12 protein-coding genes are annotated in these 15137 nt (G+C 69.8%); 1 reads left to right on the top strand and 11 read right to left on the bottom strand.

Annotation, left to right across the window (positions count from 1 at the left end; translation table 11 throughout):
- The first annotated feature begins 21 nt into the window (after nucleotides 1-21).
- On the top strand, nucleotides 22-612 hold the full coding sequence (locus tag RR49_RS08490) for a hypothetical protein (RefSeq protein ID WP_045247649.1): 591 nt from the start codon (nucleotides 22-24) through the stop codon (nucleotides 610-612).
- A gap of 20 nt (nucleotides 613-632) precedes the next feature.
- Here RR49_RS08490 and RR49_RS08485 read toward each other — a convergent pair whose 3' ends face one another.
- The 11 genes from RR49_RS08485 to pstC form a co-directional block, all read right to left on the bottom strand.
- Nucleotides 633-1412, bottom strand: coding sequence for a phosphate ABC transporter ATP-binding protein (locus RR49_RS08485; protein WP_273206458.1), 780 nt, complete (start codon nucleotides 1410-1412; stop codon nucleotides 633-635).
- A 417-nt stretch (nucleotides 1413-1829) separates the two neighbouring features.
- A complete protein-coding gene (locus RR49_RS08480; protein WP_045247648.1) occupies nucleotides 1830-2798 on the bottom strand; it encodes a sortase domain-containing protein in 969 nt (322 codons plus the stop codon).
- Entirely contained in the window at nucleotides 2795-3574 is a 780-nt protein-coding gene (locus RR49_RS08475) for a hypothetical protein (RefSeq protein ID WP_045247647.1), read from the bottom strand. Before RR49_RS08475 ends, RR49_RS08480 begins: the two co-directional genes overlap by 4 nt.
- Nucleotides 3571-4665 (bottom strand): hypothetical protein, encoded by a 1095-nt coding sequence (locus RR49_RS08470; RefSeq protein WP_157013182.1) that lies wholly within the window; start codon nucleotides 4663-4665, stop codon nucleotides 3571-3573. The genes RR49_RS08475 and RR49_RS08470 overlap by 4 nt, the downstream gene beginning before the upstream one ends.
- Nucleotides 4666-4746: 81 nt before the next feature.
- A complete protein-coding gene (locus RR49_RS08465; RefSeq protein ID WP_048809042.1) occupies nucleotides 4747-5331 on the bottom strand; it encodes a hypothetical protein in 585 nt (194 codons plus the stop codon).
- Between the two features lie 125 nt (nucleotides 5332-5456).
- Nucleotides 5457-7091: a hypothetical protein gene (locus RR49_RS08460; protein WP_045247644.1), complete on the bottom strand. Its 1635-nt coding sequence runs from the start codon at nucleotides 7089-7091 to the stop codon at nucleotides 5457-5459.
- A 44-nt stretch (nucleotides 7092-7135) separates the two neighbouring features.
- A complete protein-coding gene (locus tag RR49_RS08455) occupies nucleotides 7136-8323 on the bottom strand; it encodes a hypothetical protein (RefSeq protein ID WP_045247643.1) in 1188 nt (395 codons plus the stop codon).
- A 109-nt stretch (nucleotides 8324-8432) separates the two neighbouring features.
- A complete protein-coding gene (locus tag RR49_RS08450) occupies nucleotides 8433-10997 on the bottom strand; it encodes a hypothetical protein (protein ID WP_045247642.1) in 2565 nt (854 codons plus the stop codon).
- A gap of 153 nt (nucleotides 10998-11150) precedes the next feature.
- Complete coding sequence (gene pstS / locus RR49_RS08445; RefSeq protein WP_048809041.1) at nucleotides 11151-12719, bottom strand: phosphate ABC transporter substrate-binding protein PstS; 1569 nt, start codon at nucleotides 12717-12719, stop codon at nucleotides 11151-11153.
- Entirely contained in the window at nucleotides 12716-14107 is a 1392-nt protein-coding gene (gene pstA / locus RR49_RS08440; protein WP_048809040.1) for a phosphate ABC transporter permease PstA, read from the bottom strand. Before pstA ends, pstS begins: the two co-directional genes overlap by 4 nt.
- Nucleotides 14107-15117: a phosphate ABC transporter permease subunit PstC gene (pstC, locus tag RR49_RS08435; protein ID WP_048809039.1), complete on the bottom strand. Its 1011-nt coding sequence runs from the start codon at nucleotides 15115-15117 to the stop codon at nucleotides 14107-14109. The genes pstA and pstC overlap by 1 nt, the downstream gene beginning before the upstream one ends.
- Between the last annotated feature and the right edge of the window lie 20 nt (nucleotides 15118-15137).

Here is a 15137-nt window from a genome sequence, read left to right as displayed (position 1 = left end):
GCTCCGTGCCACACTGAGGCCATGGTCGAGATCACCGGAGGCTGGATCGCCGCCGTGCTGGCGGGCGTCGTCGTGACCGTGCTGCTGGGCGCGGCCCTCGTGCTCACCGTGGCCGCCATGCGCCGCCTGTCGACGGCGCTGCTCATGACCGCGGGTGCCGCTGTCGTCGCCGCCCTCGTCGTCGCCGTCGTCGCCCACGTCGAAGCGCCCGCACCGATCGGCGTACCGCTCGCGCTCGTCGGGATCGCCGCCGCCGTGGTGGGCGGGGACCCCGTCACCAGGCGCGTCCTGGCGATCGCCGCCTCGGGCCGCGTGCGGGAGACCCCGGACGGGGGCATCGTCGTCACGGACGACGCGGGGGCCGGGGCATCCGAAGAGGTCGTTCTGCTGCGCGGCGGCGCCACGATCGGCTACCTCGAGCGCATCGCCACGGCGGCTGCGATCATCGCCGGGTATCCCGAGGCGATCGCCGCGGTCGTCGCCGTGAAGGGGGTCGGCCGCTTCTCGGAACTGTCGGGATCGGAGACCCGCGAGCGCTTCATCGTCGGCACCCTCTCGAGTCTCGTCTGGGCCGCGGTGGTCGCCGCGGCCGTCAGGCTCGCGCTGTTCTGACGGCGCTCACGCCGCCGCGATCATCCGAAGCGCCCGTTGACGTAGTCGTGCGTGCGCGGGTCGATCGGGTCACCGAACATCGCCTCGGTGTCGCCGTGCTCCACGATGTGTCCGGGCTGCCCCTGGGATGCGAGGAAGAACGCGCACTGCTGGGACACCCGCTGCGCCTGCTGCATGTTGTGCGTCACGATGACGATGGTCACCTCCTGCGCGAGCTCGAGCATGGTCTCCTCGATCACGCGGGTGGAGGTCGGGTCCAACGCCGAGCACGGCTCATCCATCAGCAGGATGCGCGGCTTCACGGCGAGGGATCGCGCGATGCACAGACGCTGCTGCTGCCCGCCGGAGAGCCCCCCGCCCGGCGAACGCAGGCGGTCCTTCAGCTCATTCCACAGACCCGCCTTGGTCAGGCAGCTCTCGACGAGGATGTCCTTCTCGGACCGAGTCGCCCCCACGCCCGCCAGCTTCAGGCCCGCCACGACGTTGTCGTAGATCGACATCGCCGGGAACGGATTCGGCTTCTGGAACACCATGCCGATCTTCTTGCGGGCATCGACCAGGCGGTGGCCCGCGTCGTAGATGTCGTCGGCATCGAGCAGGACCTCACCGGCGAGCGCCGCGGACGGCACCAGCTCGTGCATCCGGTTCAGGATGCGCAGGAAGGTCGACTTCCCACACCCGGAGGGGCCGATGAGCGCCGTGATCTGCCCGGCGGGCATCTGGAGCGAGACGTCCTGGAGCACGAGGTGATCGCCGAACCACGCCGAGATCGAACGCGCCTCGAGCCGCGACGGCGGCACGAGCGCGGCGGTTAGCGCCTCGGCCTGCGCCAGGCGCTCGCGCGTGGCCGAGGCCCCGCCGAGGAACGAGACCGCCGAGGCGCGCGCCTTCGCCGCCGCGCCACCGACGAAACGCTGCGGAGGGCCGAGCGGGCCACCGGACGCGCGGCCGAGGAACGGCGCTCGTCGCTGATCGCGCCGACGAGTGACCTCGCCGGGGGGAACCAGCGACGGCTCGGCCGCCGCGGCCTCCAGATCGTCGATCTCGGCGGCGCTGACCACCTCGGTCACCGTCTCATCGACCTCGACGACGCGCGTGACGTCAACGGTCGACGGTCCGCCGACCGTTGTCTCCTCGGGGCCCGGGCCGGCATCCGCCGGACGGGCGGCCGCGGCCTGCAGCGGGATCTCTGGGGTGTCACTCATCACGGCTCCGGGTCACAGAAGGTTCGGAAGGAGGCGGACGAGCTGGTCCGCCACGAAGAGATTGGCGAGCACGAGGATCGGGACGAGCACGATCCACGTCTTGCGCGGACCGACCCGCCGGAACGACCACACCGCCGCGATCTCGGCCGCGACGAGGAACTGCAGCGCGAACACGAGGGCCCAGACGGTGGACGTGTCGGTCGCCATCGCCGTGTCGGACGGCGGGAGGGTGAGCGAGGTCGTCTGCCGCGTTCCCGCCGTCTGAGCGTCGCCGACCAGCCTCGCATCGACGTAGGCGACACCCACGGGCACGAACGGAAGGCCGCGCGCGGTCATGAGGATCACCCGGCTCTCCCCCGCCACCGGCGCCGGTGGGGTCGGGTCTCCGGCGTATCGGAGGCCGATGACCACGAAGGTGCTGAGCCCCTGGCCTGTGCGCACCTCGAACTGGTCGCCGGGCTGAAGCGCCTGAAGTCCGGAGAAGGGTCCACCGAAGCCCGCAGCGCGTCCCATGATCACGCTGACCCCCGCCTGGCCGGGGAGCACCGTGTCGCGCCGGTGGCCGGGGCCGAGCCGCAGATCTGCGCTCGAGGTTCCCTCCACGATCACTTCCGACACCCCCAGGCGCGGAATCGAGAGGATCGCCACGGGCGCGCCGTCGGCGAGCAGCACGTTGTTGTAGTCGCCTTCGCTGACCGGCGCCGTTCCCGCCGACAGCTGCGACCGGAACGAATCGCGCAGCTGCTGCTGCGCGGCGAGGTGCTGGATCGGCCCGAAGACGAGGAGATCGAGGATGAACATCAGCAGCAGCGTCGCCACGAGGGCCAGCACGCCGCGGACGAAGGCCTGCCACGGTGTGAGCGGAGCCCGCGGCCGTACTGGCCGCGGCACGTAGCGGCGGGGCGGCCGAGGGGGCGGGGTCCCGCGCCGCGGCGCCGGCGCCGCGCGCGGGGTCGCCGGCGGGGTGTCGGTCGTCGTCATGCCACGCTCACCGCCGCCGGGGTCGCATAGATGCGGCGCACGACGTACCAGGCCGCGAACGAGCCGAGCACGGCGAACGCCCCGGTCGTGCCCAGCCAGGGGAACACGTAGGCGACCGCGTCGCGGGTGACGGGAGCCACGGCGATTCCGTCGATGGATGCCGGCGGCGTGAGCGTCGCGTGGGCGTTGACGAACCCCCACTGGCCGACACCGTGGAGTTCAGTCGTCACGACCTGGATCGCCCCCGGCTTGAGTGCGCTCACCCGCACGTCGGCGGCATCCAGCTGCCATCCGAGTGGGTTGGTCATCCAGAAGTGGACGTCGGCGTCGATCGTCGACTGCGAGATGTTGCGCAGGCTGAACCAGAGGATCACGGAGCCGTCGGCCGGATTGACGGCCGGCACGCCCTGGGACTCGAGGCCGCTCATGTAGAGGATGCCCCCGACCGAGGTCCCGCCGGACACCGTCGTCGATCCGCCGGAGACCGTCGTCCCGCCGTCCGATGTTCCGCCGGGTGCGGTGACGCCTCCCCCGGAGGAGCCCGATCCGCCCTGACCGACAGATCCCGAACCCGAGCCCGACCCGTCGGATGCGGGAGTCGAGGAAGATGTCGGCGACGGACTCGGCGTGCTGCCGTCGTCCACGGTCACCGAGACGTTCCCCCCGCCGCCCGAGGAGTCGTCGGCGTGCGCCGCGGTCACCCCTGAGATCACCCAGAGCGCCCCCAGGGCGACACAGACCAGCACGCCTCCGCGACGACGTCCGGCGGGCGTCACGAGGCGGTCCCGGCGGCAGGGGCGACCAACTCGTCCTCGCGCGCCGCCTGATTCTGCTCCTCCATGTACTCCAGCCAGGCCTGCGCACGCGCCTCCTGACGCCGACGCCACCACCGGACCAGGAAGAACACGCCGACACCGAGACCGACGAGGATCAGGAACACCCACGGCGGGGTGAACACGAACGTGTCGCGCGAGATGACGGGGGCCGGAAGCCCGAGCGCGGCGTCCTGCGTCTGCACGAACGGACTCACCGTCACGCCCGGGTTGACGAACCCCCACTGCGCGATGCCGGTCAACGGGACATCCACCGCCGCCGCAGAGCCGGGCAGGAGTTCGGCGAGCGGCGACGACACAGTCGTTCCGACAGGGACACCGAGCCAGGTGTGCACCGCCGCCGTCGTGTTCGCGGCGAGCGCGATGTTTCCGGTGTTCTTGACGACGTAGTGCAGCGTCACGGAGCCGTCGAACGGATTCCACCAGTCGCCGCCCCAATCGGCGCTGATGCTGGCGACCGTGAGCATCGGCTGCAGCTGTCCGGCCACGCGCGCGTACAGACGTGTCGCCACACGCCGATCGAGGCTGACCTCGGCACCGGGGGTGACGACCGAGGCGAGAAGACCGCCGACGTGATCTCCGGGGGTCGCATCCGCCGGGATCTCGAGGGTGAACGGCACCGCCCGACTCGCGCCCGGGGCGAGCGGGAAGGAGATACGGCCCGAACCATCGGCGAAATGCACCCATGTGCCGACGCCGGTGGGCTGCTGCGAGGTCGGCAGCAGTGCGTAGTCACCCTGGGCGTCGTTGAACGCATCGGTGCCGACGACCGTGAACGTCTGCTCGGTCGTTCCGGTGTTCGAGACGAGGAAGGTGTCCTTGACCTGTTGCCCGGGGTTCAGCTCGTACGAGAAGCGCGTGCGACCGTCCGCCTTCCCGTCGGCGCCCGCCGGGACCGTCGAGATGCCGACCTCATCAGCGTGGGCGGCGGCCGGCGCGAGGGTGGCCGCACCGGTGAGCGCGACAAGGAAGACGAGCGCGATCGCCAGCGCGCGGCCGGCGCGCGAGCCGAATCGGGACAGGGCAGTGGACACGGGCAAATCTTTCGCTGAAGTCATGACGGAGCGGCAGCGCCGACGTGGCGCGCGGGTGAACGAGACGTGTTCGCGAGGCGACTAGGACGCGGGCGCGACCCACGTCCAGGTGGCGTCCGACGGGTTGTCGGCGGGCGCGAGGGTCACGGAGGCGAAGTCGGCCTCGATCACCCGGCCGCCGGCATCGAGGAAGGCGATGCCGAGCGAGTAGTCCCCGCCCCGGCGGGCGACGGCCTCGGTGCCCGAAGGGTCGCCGCTGCCGGCAGTGGTCAACCCGCTGATCTTGACGTTGGGAAGTAGCACCCCGTCGGTGGCGATGCCGAGCCATCCCGAGGCGTCCCAGCGGGACGTGGTCCATTCGCCCCCTCGAGGCGAGATGAAGGTCGCGGCCGACGCGGCGCCGGAGGGCACCGAGAACGGGTGCGAGAACGTCGTGTCCGACTCGACCGGCGACGCGAACACATCGTCGCCCCATCCCCGCCCGGTCGTGCCGGGAAGCGGCTTGCCGTCGACGTCGACGAGGTGGACCAGGTGGGCCGACGGTGCGGCCGACGACGAGGACGTCGCGGACGTCGCGGGACCGGTGCAGGCGGCGAGGCCCACGGTGGCGCTCAGCACGATGACGGCCGCGGCGACGCGCAGGTGTCGAAGAGGAAGGGCACGCATGAGGTCGAACTGCTTTCTGTACAGACGGGGCGACGGATGTCGCGGACGCACCGTGTGGGGAAGACCCGAGGTCTCCCCCACACGGTGTGGTTACCTTCGGCCGCAGCCGTCGGCTCGTCGAAGGATTACTTCGAGGCGAGCGTCAGGGTGAGGGTCGAGGTGTACGTTCCCGACACGGCGTTGTTGGGCGCCTTGAACGTCAGGTCCGCGTTGAGCGAGGTGCCCACGGCGAGGGTGCCGTAGCCCGCCGCCGCCTGCGCCAGCGTCGCGACCGGGTAGGACGCGGAGCCCGCGACCTGGGCCGCGCCGAGCGTGATGCCGTCGGTGACGCCGCTCACGATGTTCGGGGCGATGCCGAGCGCGCTCTTGGCGATCGTGTTCGAGCCGCTGGTGAAGTCGGACGCATCCGCCTTCAGGGTCCAGCCGAGCAGCGCGTTGCGGTCATCGGTCACCTTGATCGCGCCCAGCGGGACGGCCGTGGTGGTGGCACCACGGGCGACCGCCGCGGCGGGGGTCAGGTTGATCGAGGAGGCCACGCCCTCGAGCGCGAACTTGCCGGAGTTGGTGACATCGGCGGTCACCGTGCTCGAGCCCGCCGTGGGGCTCGTGAGGGTGAACGTACCCCACGCGACGTACGCACCGGTGTTCGGGTCGGTCAGCGCGACGGTGTGCTGGACACCGGGCGCGAGGGACGAGACATCCACCGTGGCGTTGCCGCTGCCGTCGGTCGTGACCTGGCCGAGCGACGTCGGGTTCGACCACGCGTAGACGTTGTACGTCTTGTTCGCGTTGCCCGCGCCCGCCGGGACGGAGATCGTGGTGGCGCCCGATGCCGGGTTGGCGACCGTGACCTGGGTCGACGGGTCGGTGGTCGAGTTCGGCGCGGTCGTCGGGGCCGCGACAGCGGCCGCGGTGATCCACGCGTCGACGACGGCCGGAGCCGAGCCCGAGTCGGTCAGCGCCAGTCGCGTGCCCGCGGTCAGACCGGTGATCGAGGTGTAGATCGCGTTGCCCGAGGCGTCGAGCGTCAGGGTCGCGGCCTTGCTCGACGCGCCCTCCAGCCAGACATCCACCGTCTTGTTCGCGTTGGCGGCGGTCGCGCTGAACTGCACCGCGGTCGCACCGACGACGGCGGAGGCACCCGACGTCGCAGCGAAGCCGGCGAAGTTCGGCTTCGGCGTGGCCGGAACCGGAACGTCGAAGGTCCACGTCGCGAGGTTCGCGTTGGCGTTGGCCGTCACCGTGATGAAGGTGTAGTCCGCCTCGATGACCTGGTTGGCGTTGTTCAGGAACGCGATGCCGAGCGAGTAGTCACCACCGGCATTCGCCACCGCACCGCTGCCCGAAGGCGAGCCGAGGCCCGCGTTCGTGTTGCCGCTGGGCTTCAGGTTCGGGAGCAGGATGCCGCCGGGGGTGAGCCCGAGCGCACCGTAGGCGTTCCAGGACGAGACGCTCGACTCCTGACCGCGGGGCGAGATGAACGTCTTCACCGACACGGTGCCGGAGGGCACCGCGAAGGAGTTCTGGTAGTTGGGGTCGGAGGGCTGCGGGTCGGCGAGGACGCTGTCGTTCCACCCCTTCACCGTGCCGGCCGGGAAGCCCGAGCCGTCCTCGTCGGAGATGAGATACAGCGGGTGGGCCGAACCCACCGTGGGGACGACTGCGGCGTTGGCGGCGAAAGCCGGCACAGCCACGAGCGTCGCGGAGAGCACCGCGGCACCGAGACCGATGAGGCCCCGCTTCGCGAGCTTGCTGTTCATGTGAGTGATTCCTCTGATTCAGTGATCGATCGAGTGGGTGGGGATCAGCCGTTACGCGTGACCGCGGTACCGGTGGGAGCGCTGAAGCCGAACTTCAGCTTCACGGCCTTGCTCGTCGTGGGAGCACCCGAGCCACCCCAGTAGGTGAGGCTGGTGGACGACGACAGGTTGGTCAGGTCGTACAGACCCTGGTCGTAGAGCGCGTTGCCCGACGAGATCTTGGCGGTCGGCACCACGATGTAGACGGTGCGGCCCCAGTCGGAGCTGTTGTAGTAGGCGGTGTTGGGGACGAGCGACGGTGCCGTGCCGGTGTACGGCGCGACGCCGTCGATCGAGCCGACCGTGGCGCCGGCCATGGTGTTGATGCGCGCAGCGCCGTTGACCTGGCCGACGTAGTTCGCGATCGACAGCGGGATGATCTGAACCTCGTTGGTACCCGGAGTCAGCACGCGGCCGTCGTTCTCCGGCGCGGTGTTGCTGCGGGTGTCCACGGCCGAGCCGAGGGTGCTGACGCCGATCTTGCTGAGGAACGTGCTCCACGTGCCCGAGCTCGACTGGAGACCGACCGGGGTCAGGGTGTATCCGCTGCCGCTGAGCACGGCGCTCGCGTCGGAGCTGTTGTTGGCCGAGTAGATCGCGGTGAGCTGGGCCTTGGTGAGCGCCTGGATCGCCGACGTCGCGGCCGCGGCGTTACCGCTGCCGGATGCCGTACCCACCTTGAACATGTAGCCGATGGCGTCCTGACCGAACGGAACGTAGGTCAGGTTCGTTCCGGCCGTGCCGCTCACCGAGGACGAGCGGGCGAGGTCGATCTGGTTCTGCACGTTGACCGAACCGGTGCCGTAGCCGAACGCCGGGGTCTGGGTGCTGCCCGACATGAACGCCGTGCCGCCGTTGGACGCGATGAGGGCGTTGCGTCCCGCACCGGACCCGTTCGGACGGTCGAAGACCGGGCCGAAGGGCTTGGTCTGGATGCTTCCCACACCGCCGGTGACGCCGAGCGTGAAGGCGTCCCAGGACGCGAGCGCCTTGCCCGCGCCGCTGACCTTCACCGACGAGCCGGTGATCGTGGTGCCGTTCGCGAGGGCCGCGACGGCGTCCTGCAAGGTGTCGGATCCGACGATGGAGTATCCGTCGGACACGGGGTCGGCGTGGGCCGCGGTCGCCGCGCCGAAGCCGGCGATCGCGACTCCGAATGCCGCGCCGAACGCGGCGATCTTCTTGAGTTTCACCTCAGTACCTTTCGGGTGTTTATGGACGTTGCGGTGTTCAGTTGCTTCACGTGCTGGTCATGCGATTACTGCGGAGGGGGGATGCTGTGGCGCGAGCGGGGTCGCGGGTCTAGAGGCGTCGACGGAATCGACCGAGGACGGGGAAGGCGATCGCGCAGCCGAGGGCGCCCGCGAGGCTCGCCGGGACCGCGGCGGCGATGCCGCCGACGGCCGGGTCGGCGGGGGTGGTCGCCGCGGCGAGTGCCCCGGACGGGGTTCCCGACGCGGCCGGTGTCGGCGCTGAGGTGTCCGGCGTGGTCGACGTCGACGAAGACGACCCGACGACCGGCGCGGGGGCGTTGTTGTACACGTTGGGTTGGGAGCCCACGTAGGTCGGCGCCGGCGGCGTGGTCGGCGTGGTCGGCGTGGTCGGCGCAGTGCCGTTCTCGATGGCGGTCGCCGCATCGGTGGCCTGCGATACCCAGCTCTGAGGCAGAGCGGCATACCCGTCGGGCAACGCCCCGACCTGGGTGCCCGGGGTCTGCGCCGGGGAGCTGACCGCGTACCGGATGAACGCCGCGTAGGCCTTCCGCAAGTCGGCACTGGTCGTGACCGGGTTGTTCGCGGCGTACACCGGAAGCGTGAGCGGGTAGGCGGCCGGCGCGGAGGCGGCGGTGGTCGATGCCGGGTCGTAGAGCTTGGTGCGCCCCGTCGAGTTGACGCTCGTCATCGCGTCGGCGGCAGCGAGCATCCCCGCCGACGTCGGGGCGACGAACGATCCGGCGGCGTTTCGCAGGGACGCGGTGACCACCTGGTATCTGGCGGCGGCGGAGGTGCTCGTCAGCCCGATGAGGCGTTGGACGCCGGGGAGCATGCGTGCGCCCTTGCCGTACTTCGGCGGGATCGAGTACGGATCCCAGGTGCCCAGAAGCTGGCCGTCTCCGCGCAGCGTGAGGTAGGCCACGCTGGCGAGGTCGTTGGCGAACGGACGCCACGTGATGAGGTTGATCGGACCCTGGTTGGCCGGTGTGACCGTCACCGGGTCGGCCTTGGGGAAGTCTTCGCGGGCGGTCGAGAACGCCACCTGGTTCGGGTTCAGCGAGGCATCCGTCGAGAAGTACGGATTGACGATCATCCCCCACGGGTCGGGCTTGCCCGCGAGGAAGGCGCTCGCATCCTTGTCCGCCGCGATGTAGGCCCACACGGCACGCGCCGCGTCGGAGCGACCCTGCGGGACGATGATGTCGGCGATCGCCGGCCCCGAGAGCACCTGTGCCGCCCACTCCTTGTCGTTCACGGCGAGGAAGTCGGGATCCTGGGTCAGGTTGTACACCGCCGTGCCCTTGAGGTAACTCGTGTCGGCACCCGTCGGTATCGCCGAGCGGTACGAGTACGTGAGCAGCTTCGCGAGGAGGCGGGGGGTGATGTTGATGCTCGTGAACGCGGTGCGCGCAGCGTCGAGATAGGCCTGCGAGACGGTCTTGTCGTTGGGGTTGGGGAATCGATCGATCGCGATCGAGATCGAGATGCCCGACAGTGCGATCGGCGCGTACTGCAGAGGATCCGCCGCGCCCGAGTCGGTCGACACCGGGTAGCTCGTCAGTGCGAGCGGCGCGTCCGTGGCGGTCGACGCCTGGGACGCGGCATCCGATTCGGCCTCGGTGATGAGCGAGTACACCGATCCGCCGGCCTGGTTGCACACCACCGGCTGCCAGGAGCTCACCGCGAGGGCGGCGAGCTCACTGCCCTGCAGCTGCTTCTCCACCTGGCCAGACGGGCACCGCGTTCCCACGGGGGTGAATCCGAGCTTCACCGCGAGGGCGTGCCGCCACGAGTCGATGAACAGACCGGACTGGGTGATGTTCACCGAGCCGTTGTCGCCCGTCCCCCGGGGCAGCACGACGAGCCAGCAGCTCGCGCCCGTCGTGGTGGTGCCGGTCGTGACGGGCGACCCGCAGCCGAGGGCATCCGACTGCACCGCCGTCTGCACCTCGAAACTCACCGAGCCCGATCCGTCGTTGCCGGATCCGGCCCACGGGATCTCATTGGTCGAATACGAGGTGATGAACTGGTTGTTGTTCACATCGACACTCGTGTCGATCGTCTTCTTGCCGGTCGTCGCGTCGGTCTTGATGCCGTCGACCCGATCGCCCTTGCGCGAGACGAACGGGATCGCCGTGTACGGCGGGAGGAAGGGCACGGAGTTGGGCGCCGAGTAGGCCTGATCCTCGGTCGGGATGTCGGCGAGAGCCGTGTTGCGGAAGGCATCGCGGGTCGCGCCCACCGCCCCGGTGCCCCCGTACTCGCAGGTGGTGCGGTCGGGACGCGACGCGTCGGTGGGGTCATCCCCCCAGCACATGAAGACCTGGAGGAAGTTCTCGCCGCCGTTGCCGCCCGCCGACGGTGCGATCGACTTCTTGCCGCCCGTCCACGTCAGCCGGATCCCCTGCGACGTGAGGTTCTGGGTCTGCGACACCGTGACCGCGAGGTCGGGCATGGGCGCGTCGGCGACGTCCGGATCCTGCTGCGCGGCGGTGATCGTGACCGCCGACGAAGTGTCGGTCGCGGCGTGCGCGGGCGGCGCGGAGGCGACGCCGATCGCCGTCGTGGCGCCGAACGCGACCAGTCCGCAGATGAGCCCGGAGGCGACAGATGCGAACCAGCGCTGACGGTGCAGACGCGGGGCGGTGGACACGACTTTCCTCCAGGCAGGGGCGAGCGTTCGCCCGAACGGCTTCACGCTAGAAGTGGGGTGTGTATGGCCGATGAACCGGCCGGTAACGACGACACTCGAACCGATCGTCGGGGGGCAAACGAGGCCGCCTCAGGGAGGCGCCGCGTCGGGGCGTCAGCGCCTGGTTCCCGGGTGATGTCGCCGGCGACGGATGAGGGTGGGCGGCAGGATGACCGCCGCCAGCAGCAGCACGCCGGCCGCGAGCATCAGGTATTGCTCGGCTCCCCAGCCGTCGGAGGCCAGCGTGAACGGCGAGGAAACGGCGCTCTGCCCGGAACCGCCCGCAGCCGCCCCCGAGACGAGGTTGCCGTTGGCGTCGTACACGGGGGTGCTCGATGTTCCCCCGGAGGTCGTGCCGCCCGTCGCACCGGTCGTTCCGCCGGCGGTGCCCGACGTCGCCGTCCCGCCGCTGTTGTTCACGGCACCGGACCCGGTTCCGGCGGTGGCCTGCTGGGCTCCACCCGTGCCGCTCGTGCACTGGGTGGGGCCCTGCTTGTCGCACGCGGCAGGCTGCGGAGCGGTGGATGCGAGCTGGTTGCTCGACGGCGAATCTCCGGCTTTGAAGGTCGGGTTGTTGCACTTGTTCAGGTCGACCGCGCCGACGGTTCCGGGGATCTTCGCGATCACGGCGGATGCCGCCTGCACCAGGTTCATCGGCAGGGGTGAATATCCGAGCGCCGCGGCCTGCTGCTGGCCCTCGCAGATCATGTAGTTGGCGAAGGTGCTCAGCGTCTTCCCCTTGTCGGTGGTGAACACCTTGGTGGTCTGCGTCGGCACGATCATGTAGGAGTAGCTGGACATCGGGTACGTGCGGGCATCCGCGTTGTTGTAGACGCCCGTCAGGTTCTGCGTGAGGTCGGGGTTGATCGTCGCCGCCAGGAGCGCGACCGCCACCGACTGATAGGTCGGCTCGACGAAGTACCCCGCCTTGTTGAGCACCTTCGCCACCGGGAAGCCGGACTTCATCGCGTAGGAGTACTCCACATACGTGATGGCCCCCTCGCCGTAGTCCTGGCTGACGTATCCGGCGACGCCGAGCGATCCGTTCTGGCCCTTGAAGGTCGGGTTGACCGCCGGGAACTGCGACCGCATGCCATACGTCCAGATGGAGGGGAACTGCGACGACATCCACAGCGTGAACTGGGCGCTCGTGCCGGAGCCGTCCGAGCGATAGACGGGGGTGATGGTGCGGTCGGGCATCGCGAGACCGGGGTTGTCGGCCTGCACGGCGGGGTCGTTCCACTTCGTGATCTGGCCGGTGAAGATCTTGGCGATCACCTCGCCCGACAGACGAAGGTTCGTGACGCGCTTGCCACCGATCTTCAGGTTGTACATGAGCGACGTGCCACCCGCGACGATGGGCATGTAGGCGTACGACACCGGCGGCACCTCGGGCGCCGATCCGTCCTCGGGCTTGGACTGGAACGGGATCTCACTGATCGCGAAATCCACGGTCTGGTTGATGAAGTCGGTGCGGCCGGCGCTGGAGCCCGTCCCCGAGTAGTTGACCGTCATGCCGTAGTTGCTGGCGACGTTCTTACGCCACTGGTCGAGCGCATTCTGCGACCACGTGGAGCCGGAACCAGAGATCGGTGCGTACGAGTCCGCCTGCGCGGGGGTCGCGATCGTCGTCAGGAGGATGACGGCGGCGAGGGCGGCGGCGATGCGGGTCCGGGCGTTCACGAGGGGTTCTCTTCCGACGTCGGTGGGGCGGGCGGTGGGGTGCTGCCGGGTTGCGGCGGGATCGCACCCGATCGGCGGTCGGCGTCACGCTGAGCCATCCGCCAGCGCAGGTCGGCGGGCGGCTTGCCCTTGGGCTTTCGGGTCGTCGACGGGGCGCTCTCGTCGATCGCGAGCGCGACTCGCGCGTCGCTGATGCGCTCGAGGTCGCGTGCGGAGGCCGCCGCCGCCGCCCGGCGCTGTCGATCGGAGAGCTGGCCGGCGCCGGTGCCGCCGATCAGGCGGGCGACGATGAAGAGGGTGAGCACGAGGAGCACGAGCACGGCCGCGGCACCGAACCCGCGCGAGATCATGTTCGGCTCGGGCGACTTGACGAAGTCGAAGACCTGCAGCGGAAGCGAGATCATCGGCCCCTGGAAGGGGTTGAGGTTCATCTCCGCGGTCACCCCGGAGGTGAGCAGCACGGGCGAGGTCTCCCCGATTCCGCGTGCGGTGCCGAGGATGACCGCCGTCACGAGTCCCGATCGCGAGGTGGGCAGCACCACGTGCCAGACGGTGCGCCACCGGTTCGTGCCGAGGGCGTACGACGCCTCGCGGAGGTTGTGGGGCACGAGACGCAGCTGCACATCGGACGCCCGGATGATGATCGGCAGCATCATCACGCTGATCGCCAGCGTGGCGGCGAACCCCGAGCGCTGATGGGTGATCAGCGTGACGACCGCGGCGTACACGAAGAGCCCGGCGACGATCGAGGGCAGCGCGGTCATGGCATCGGAGATCGTGCGCACGAACCGCGCGAACGGACCGCCGATCTCGTTGAGGAAGACCGCGGTCGCGATCCCGAGCGGGATCGTGATGACGAGCGCCATGCTGATCTGGATGAGCGTTCCCACGATCGCATGGGCGACACCGCCGACGCTCAGCGGATCGAGGGGACCGGCGAGCGTCATCGTCTGCACGAAGAAGTTCGGGTTGATGAGCGCTGGGAGCCCACGGATGATCGTGTACCCGAGCACGAAGACCAGCGCGCCGAGCAAGAGCACGCCGGCGGAGTAGAACAGGGTCGTCATGATGCGGTCGGCGACGGCGAGGCGGTCGGCGCGCAGCGACGCGAGCACCGCGTAGATCAGGAGGAAGGCGAGGAACGCGACCACGATCCAGCCGACGTAGCCCGTCATCGGCGTCAGCCAGCCGAACAGCAGCGTCGCCACCGCGAGCCCGGCCGCCGCGGCCCCGAGCACGTTGAAGGTGTCATCGAGCGGGACGCCGTGGAGGTCGCGCTTCGCTCCCGTGGTCACCGCGCCACGCGCGGGTGTGCGCGTACGGCGCGCCGCGGAGGCGCGAGGCCCGTCCTCGGCCGGGCCGCGTTCTTCGGATTCGACGATGGTCATCAGCCGCTCTCCGCCCCGGACCTGCTGCGGGCGACGATCAACGACGCCGTGAAGTTGACGATGAGGGTGAGGATGAACAGCACCAGGCCCGCGGCCATCAGGGCCGAGAGCCCGAACTGGCTGGCCTCTCCGTAGCGCAGCGCGATGAGTGCCGAGACCGAGTTCGTGCCCGACTTCAAGACCTGCCAGTTGATGGAGAAGATCGGCGAGATGATCATGACCACCGCGATCGTCTCCCCCAGCGCCCGGCCGAGGCCGAGCATGGTGCCGCCGATGATGCCGCCGCGTCCGAACGGCAGCACGACGGTGCGGATCATCCCCCAACGGGTCGACCCGAGGGCGAGCGCTCCCTCACGCTCGCCGAGCGGCGCCTGCGAGAACGACTCGCGCATGATCGAGGTCTGCGTGGGCACCACCATGAGTGCGACCACGATTCCGGCGATGAACGCGGACGAGGTGAAGGCGCCGGCATCCGTGATTCCCTGTCCGGACTGGTCGGTCACGGCGAAGAACGGGATCCAGCCGAAGTAGGTCGAGATCCACTGGGCGACCGGGATGACGTTCGACTGCAGGAAGAACACGCCCCACAGGCCGAACACCACGCTCGGAACCGCCGCCATCAGGTCGACGAGGGTGATGAGGAAGCGCTTGGCCCGCGCGGGCACGATCTCGCTGATGAGCAGCGCCGTGCCGAGCGCCAGCGGCACCGAGATGCACATCGCGATGGTCGCGATCGTGATCGTGCCGAACAGCACGGCGGCGATGCCGAACGTCTGCGTCTCCGGGGTCCACTCCTGGGTCGTGAGGAAGGAGAATCCCGCGACCCCGAGGGCATCGCTCGCGCGGAGCGACAGGAACAGCCCGACGGCGAGCATGATGGCGACCGTCGTGCCGCCGGCGGAGTAGGACACCAGCCGGAAGACGCGGTCTGCGCGCACCGGCCGCGATCGCAGTGATCGCGGCTGCGGGCCGCCTGCGTCAGGCAGCACCTCGGTGAGAGCTTCGCTCATGAGCTGATTCCGTTCTCCGC

The sequence above is a fragment of the Microbacterium ginsengisoli genome (assembly GCF_000956535.1).
In the GTDB taxonomy this organism is placed as follows: Bacteria; Actinomycetota; Actinomycetes; order Actinomycetales; family Microbacteriaceae; genus Microbacterium; species Microbacterium ginsengisoli.
The sequence above is the reverse complement of the archived record's forward strand: the minus strand, read 5'-3'. Positions and strand labels throughout refer to the sequence as shown.

What these genes read in the sequence shown, in the direction of transcription:
- pstC (WP_048809039.1), bottom strand. Translation starts at nt 15,117, where the DNA reads ATGAGCGAAGCTCTCACCGAGGTGCTGCCTGACGCAGGCGGCCCGCAG.
- pstA (WP_048809040.1), bottom strand. Translation starts at nt 14,107, where the DNA reads ATGACCATCGTCGAATCCGAAGAACGCGGCCCGGCCGAGGACGGGCCT.
- RR49_RS08460 (WP_045247644.1), bottom strand. Translation starts at nt 7,091, where the DNA reads ATGAACAGCAAGCTCGCGAAGCGGGGCCTCATCGGTCTCGGTGCCGCG.
- RR49_RS08465 (WP_048809042.1), bottom strand. Translation starts at nt 5,331, where the DNA reads ATGCGTGCCCTTCCTCTTCGACACCTGCGCGTCGCCGCGGCCGTCATC.
- RR49_RS08480 (WP_045247648.1), bottom strand. Translation starts at nt 2,798, where the DNA reads ATGACGACGACCGACACCCCGCCGGCGACCCCGCGCGCGGCGCCGGCG.
- RR49_RS08490 (WP_045247649.1), top strand. Translation starts at nt 22, where the DNA reads ATGGTCGAGATCACCGGAGGCTGGATCGCCGCCGTGCTGGCGGGCGTC.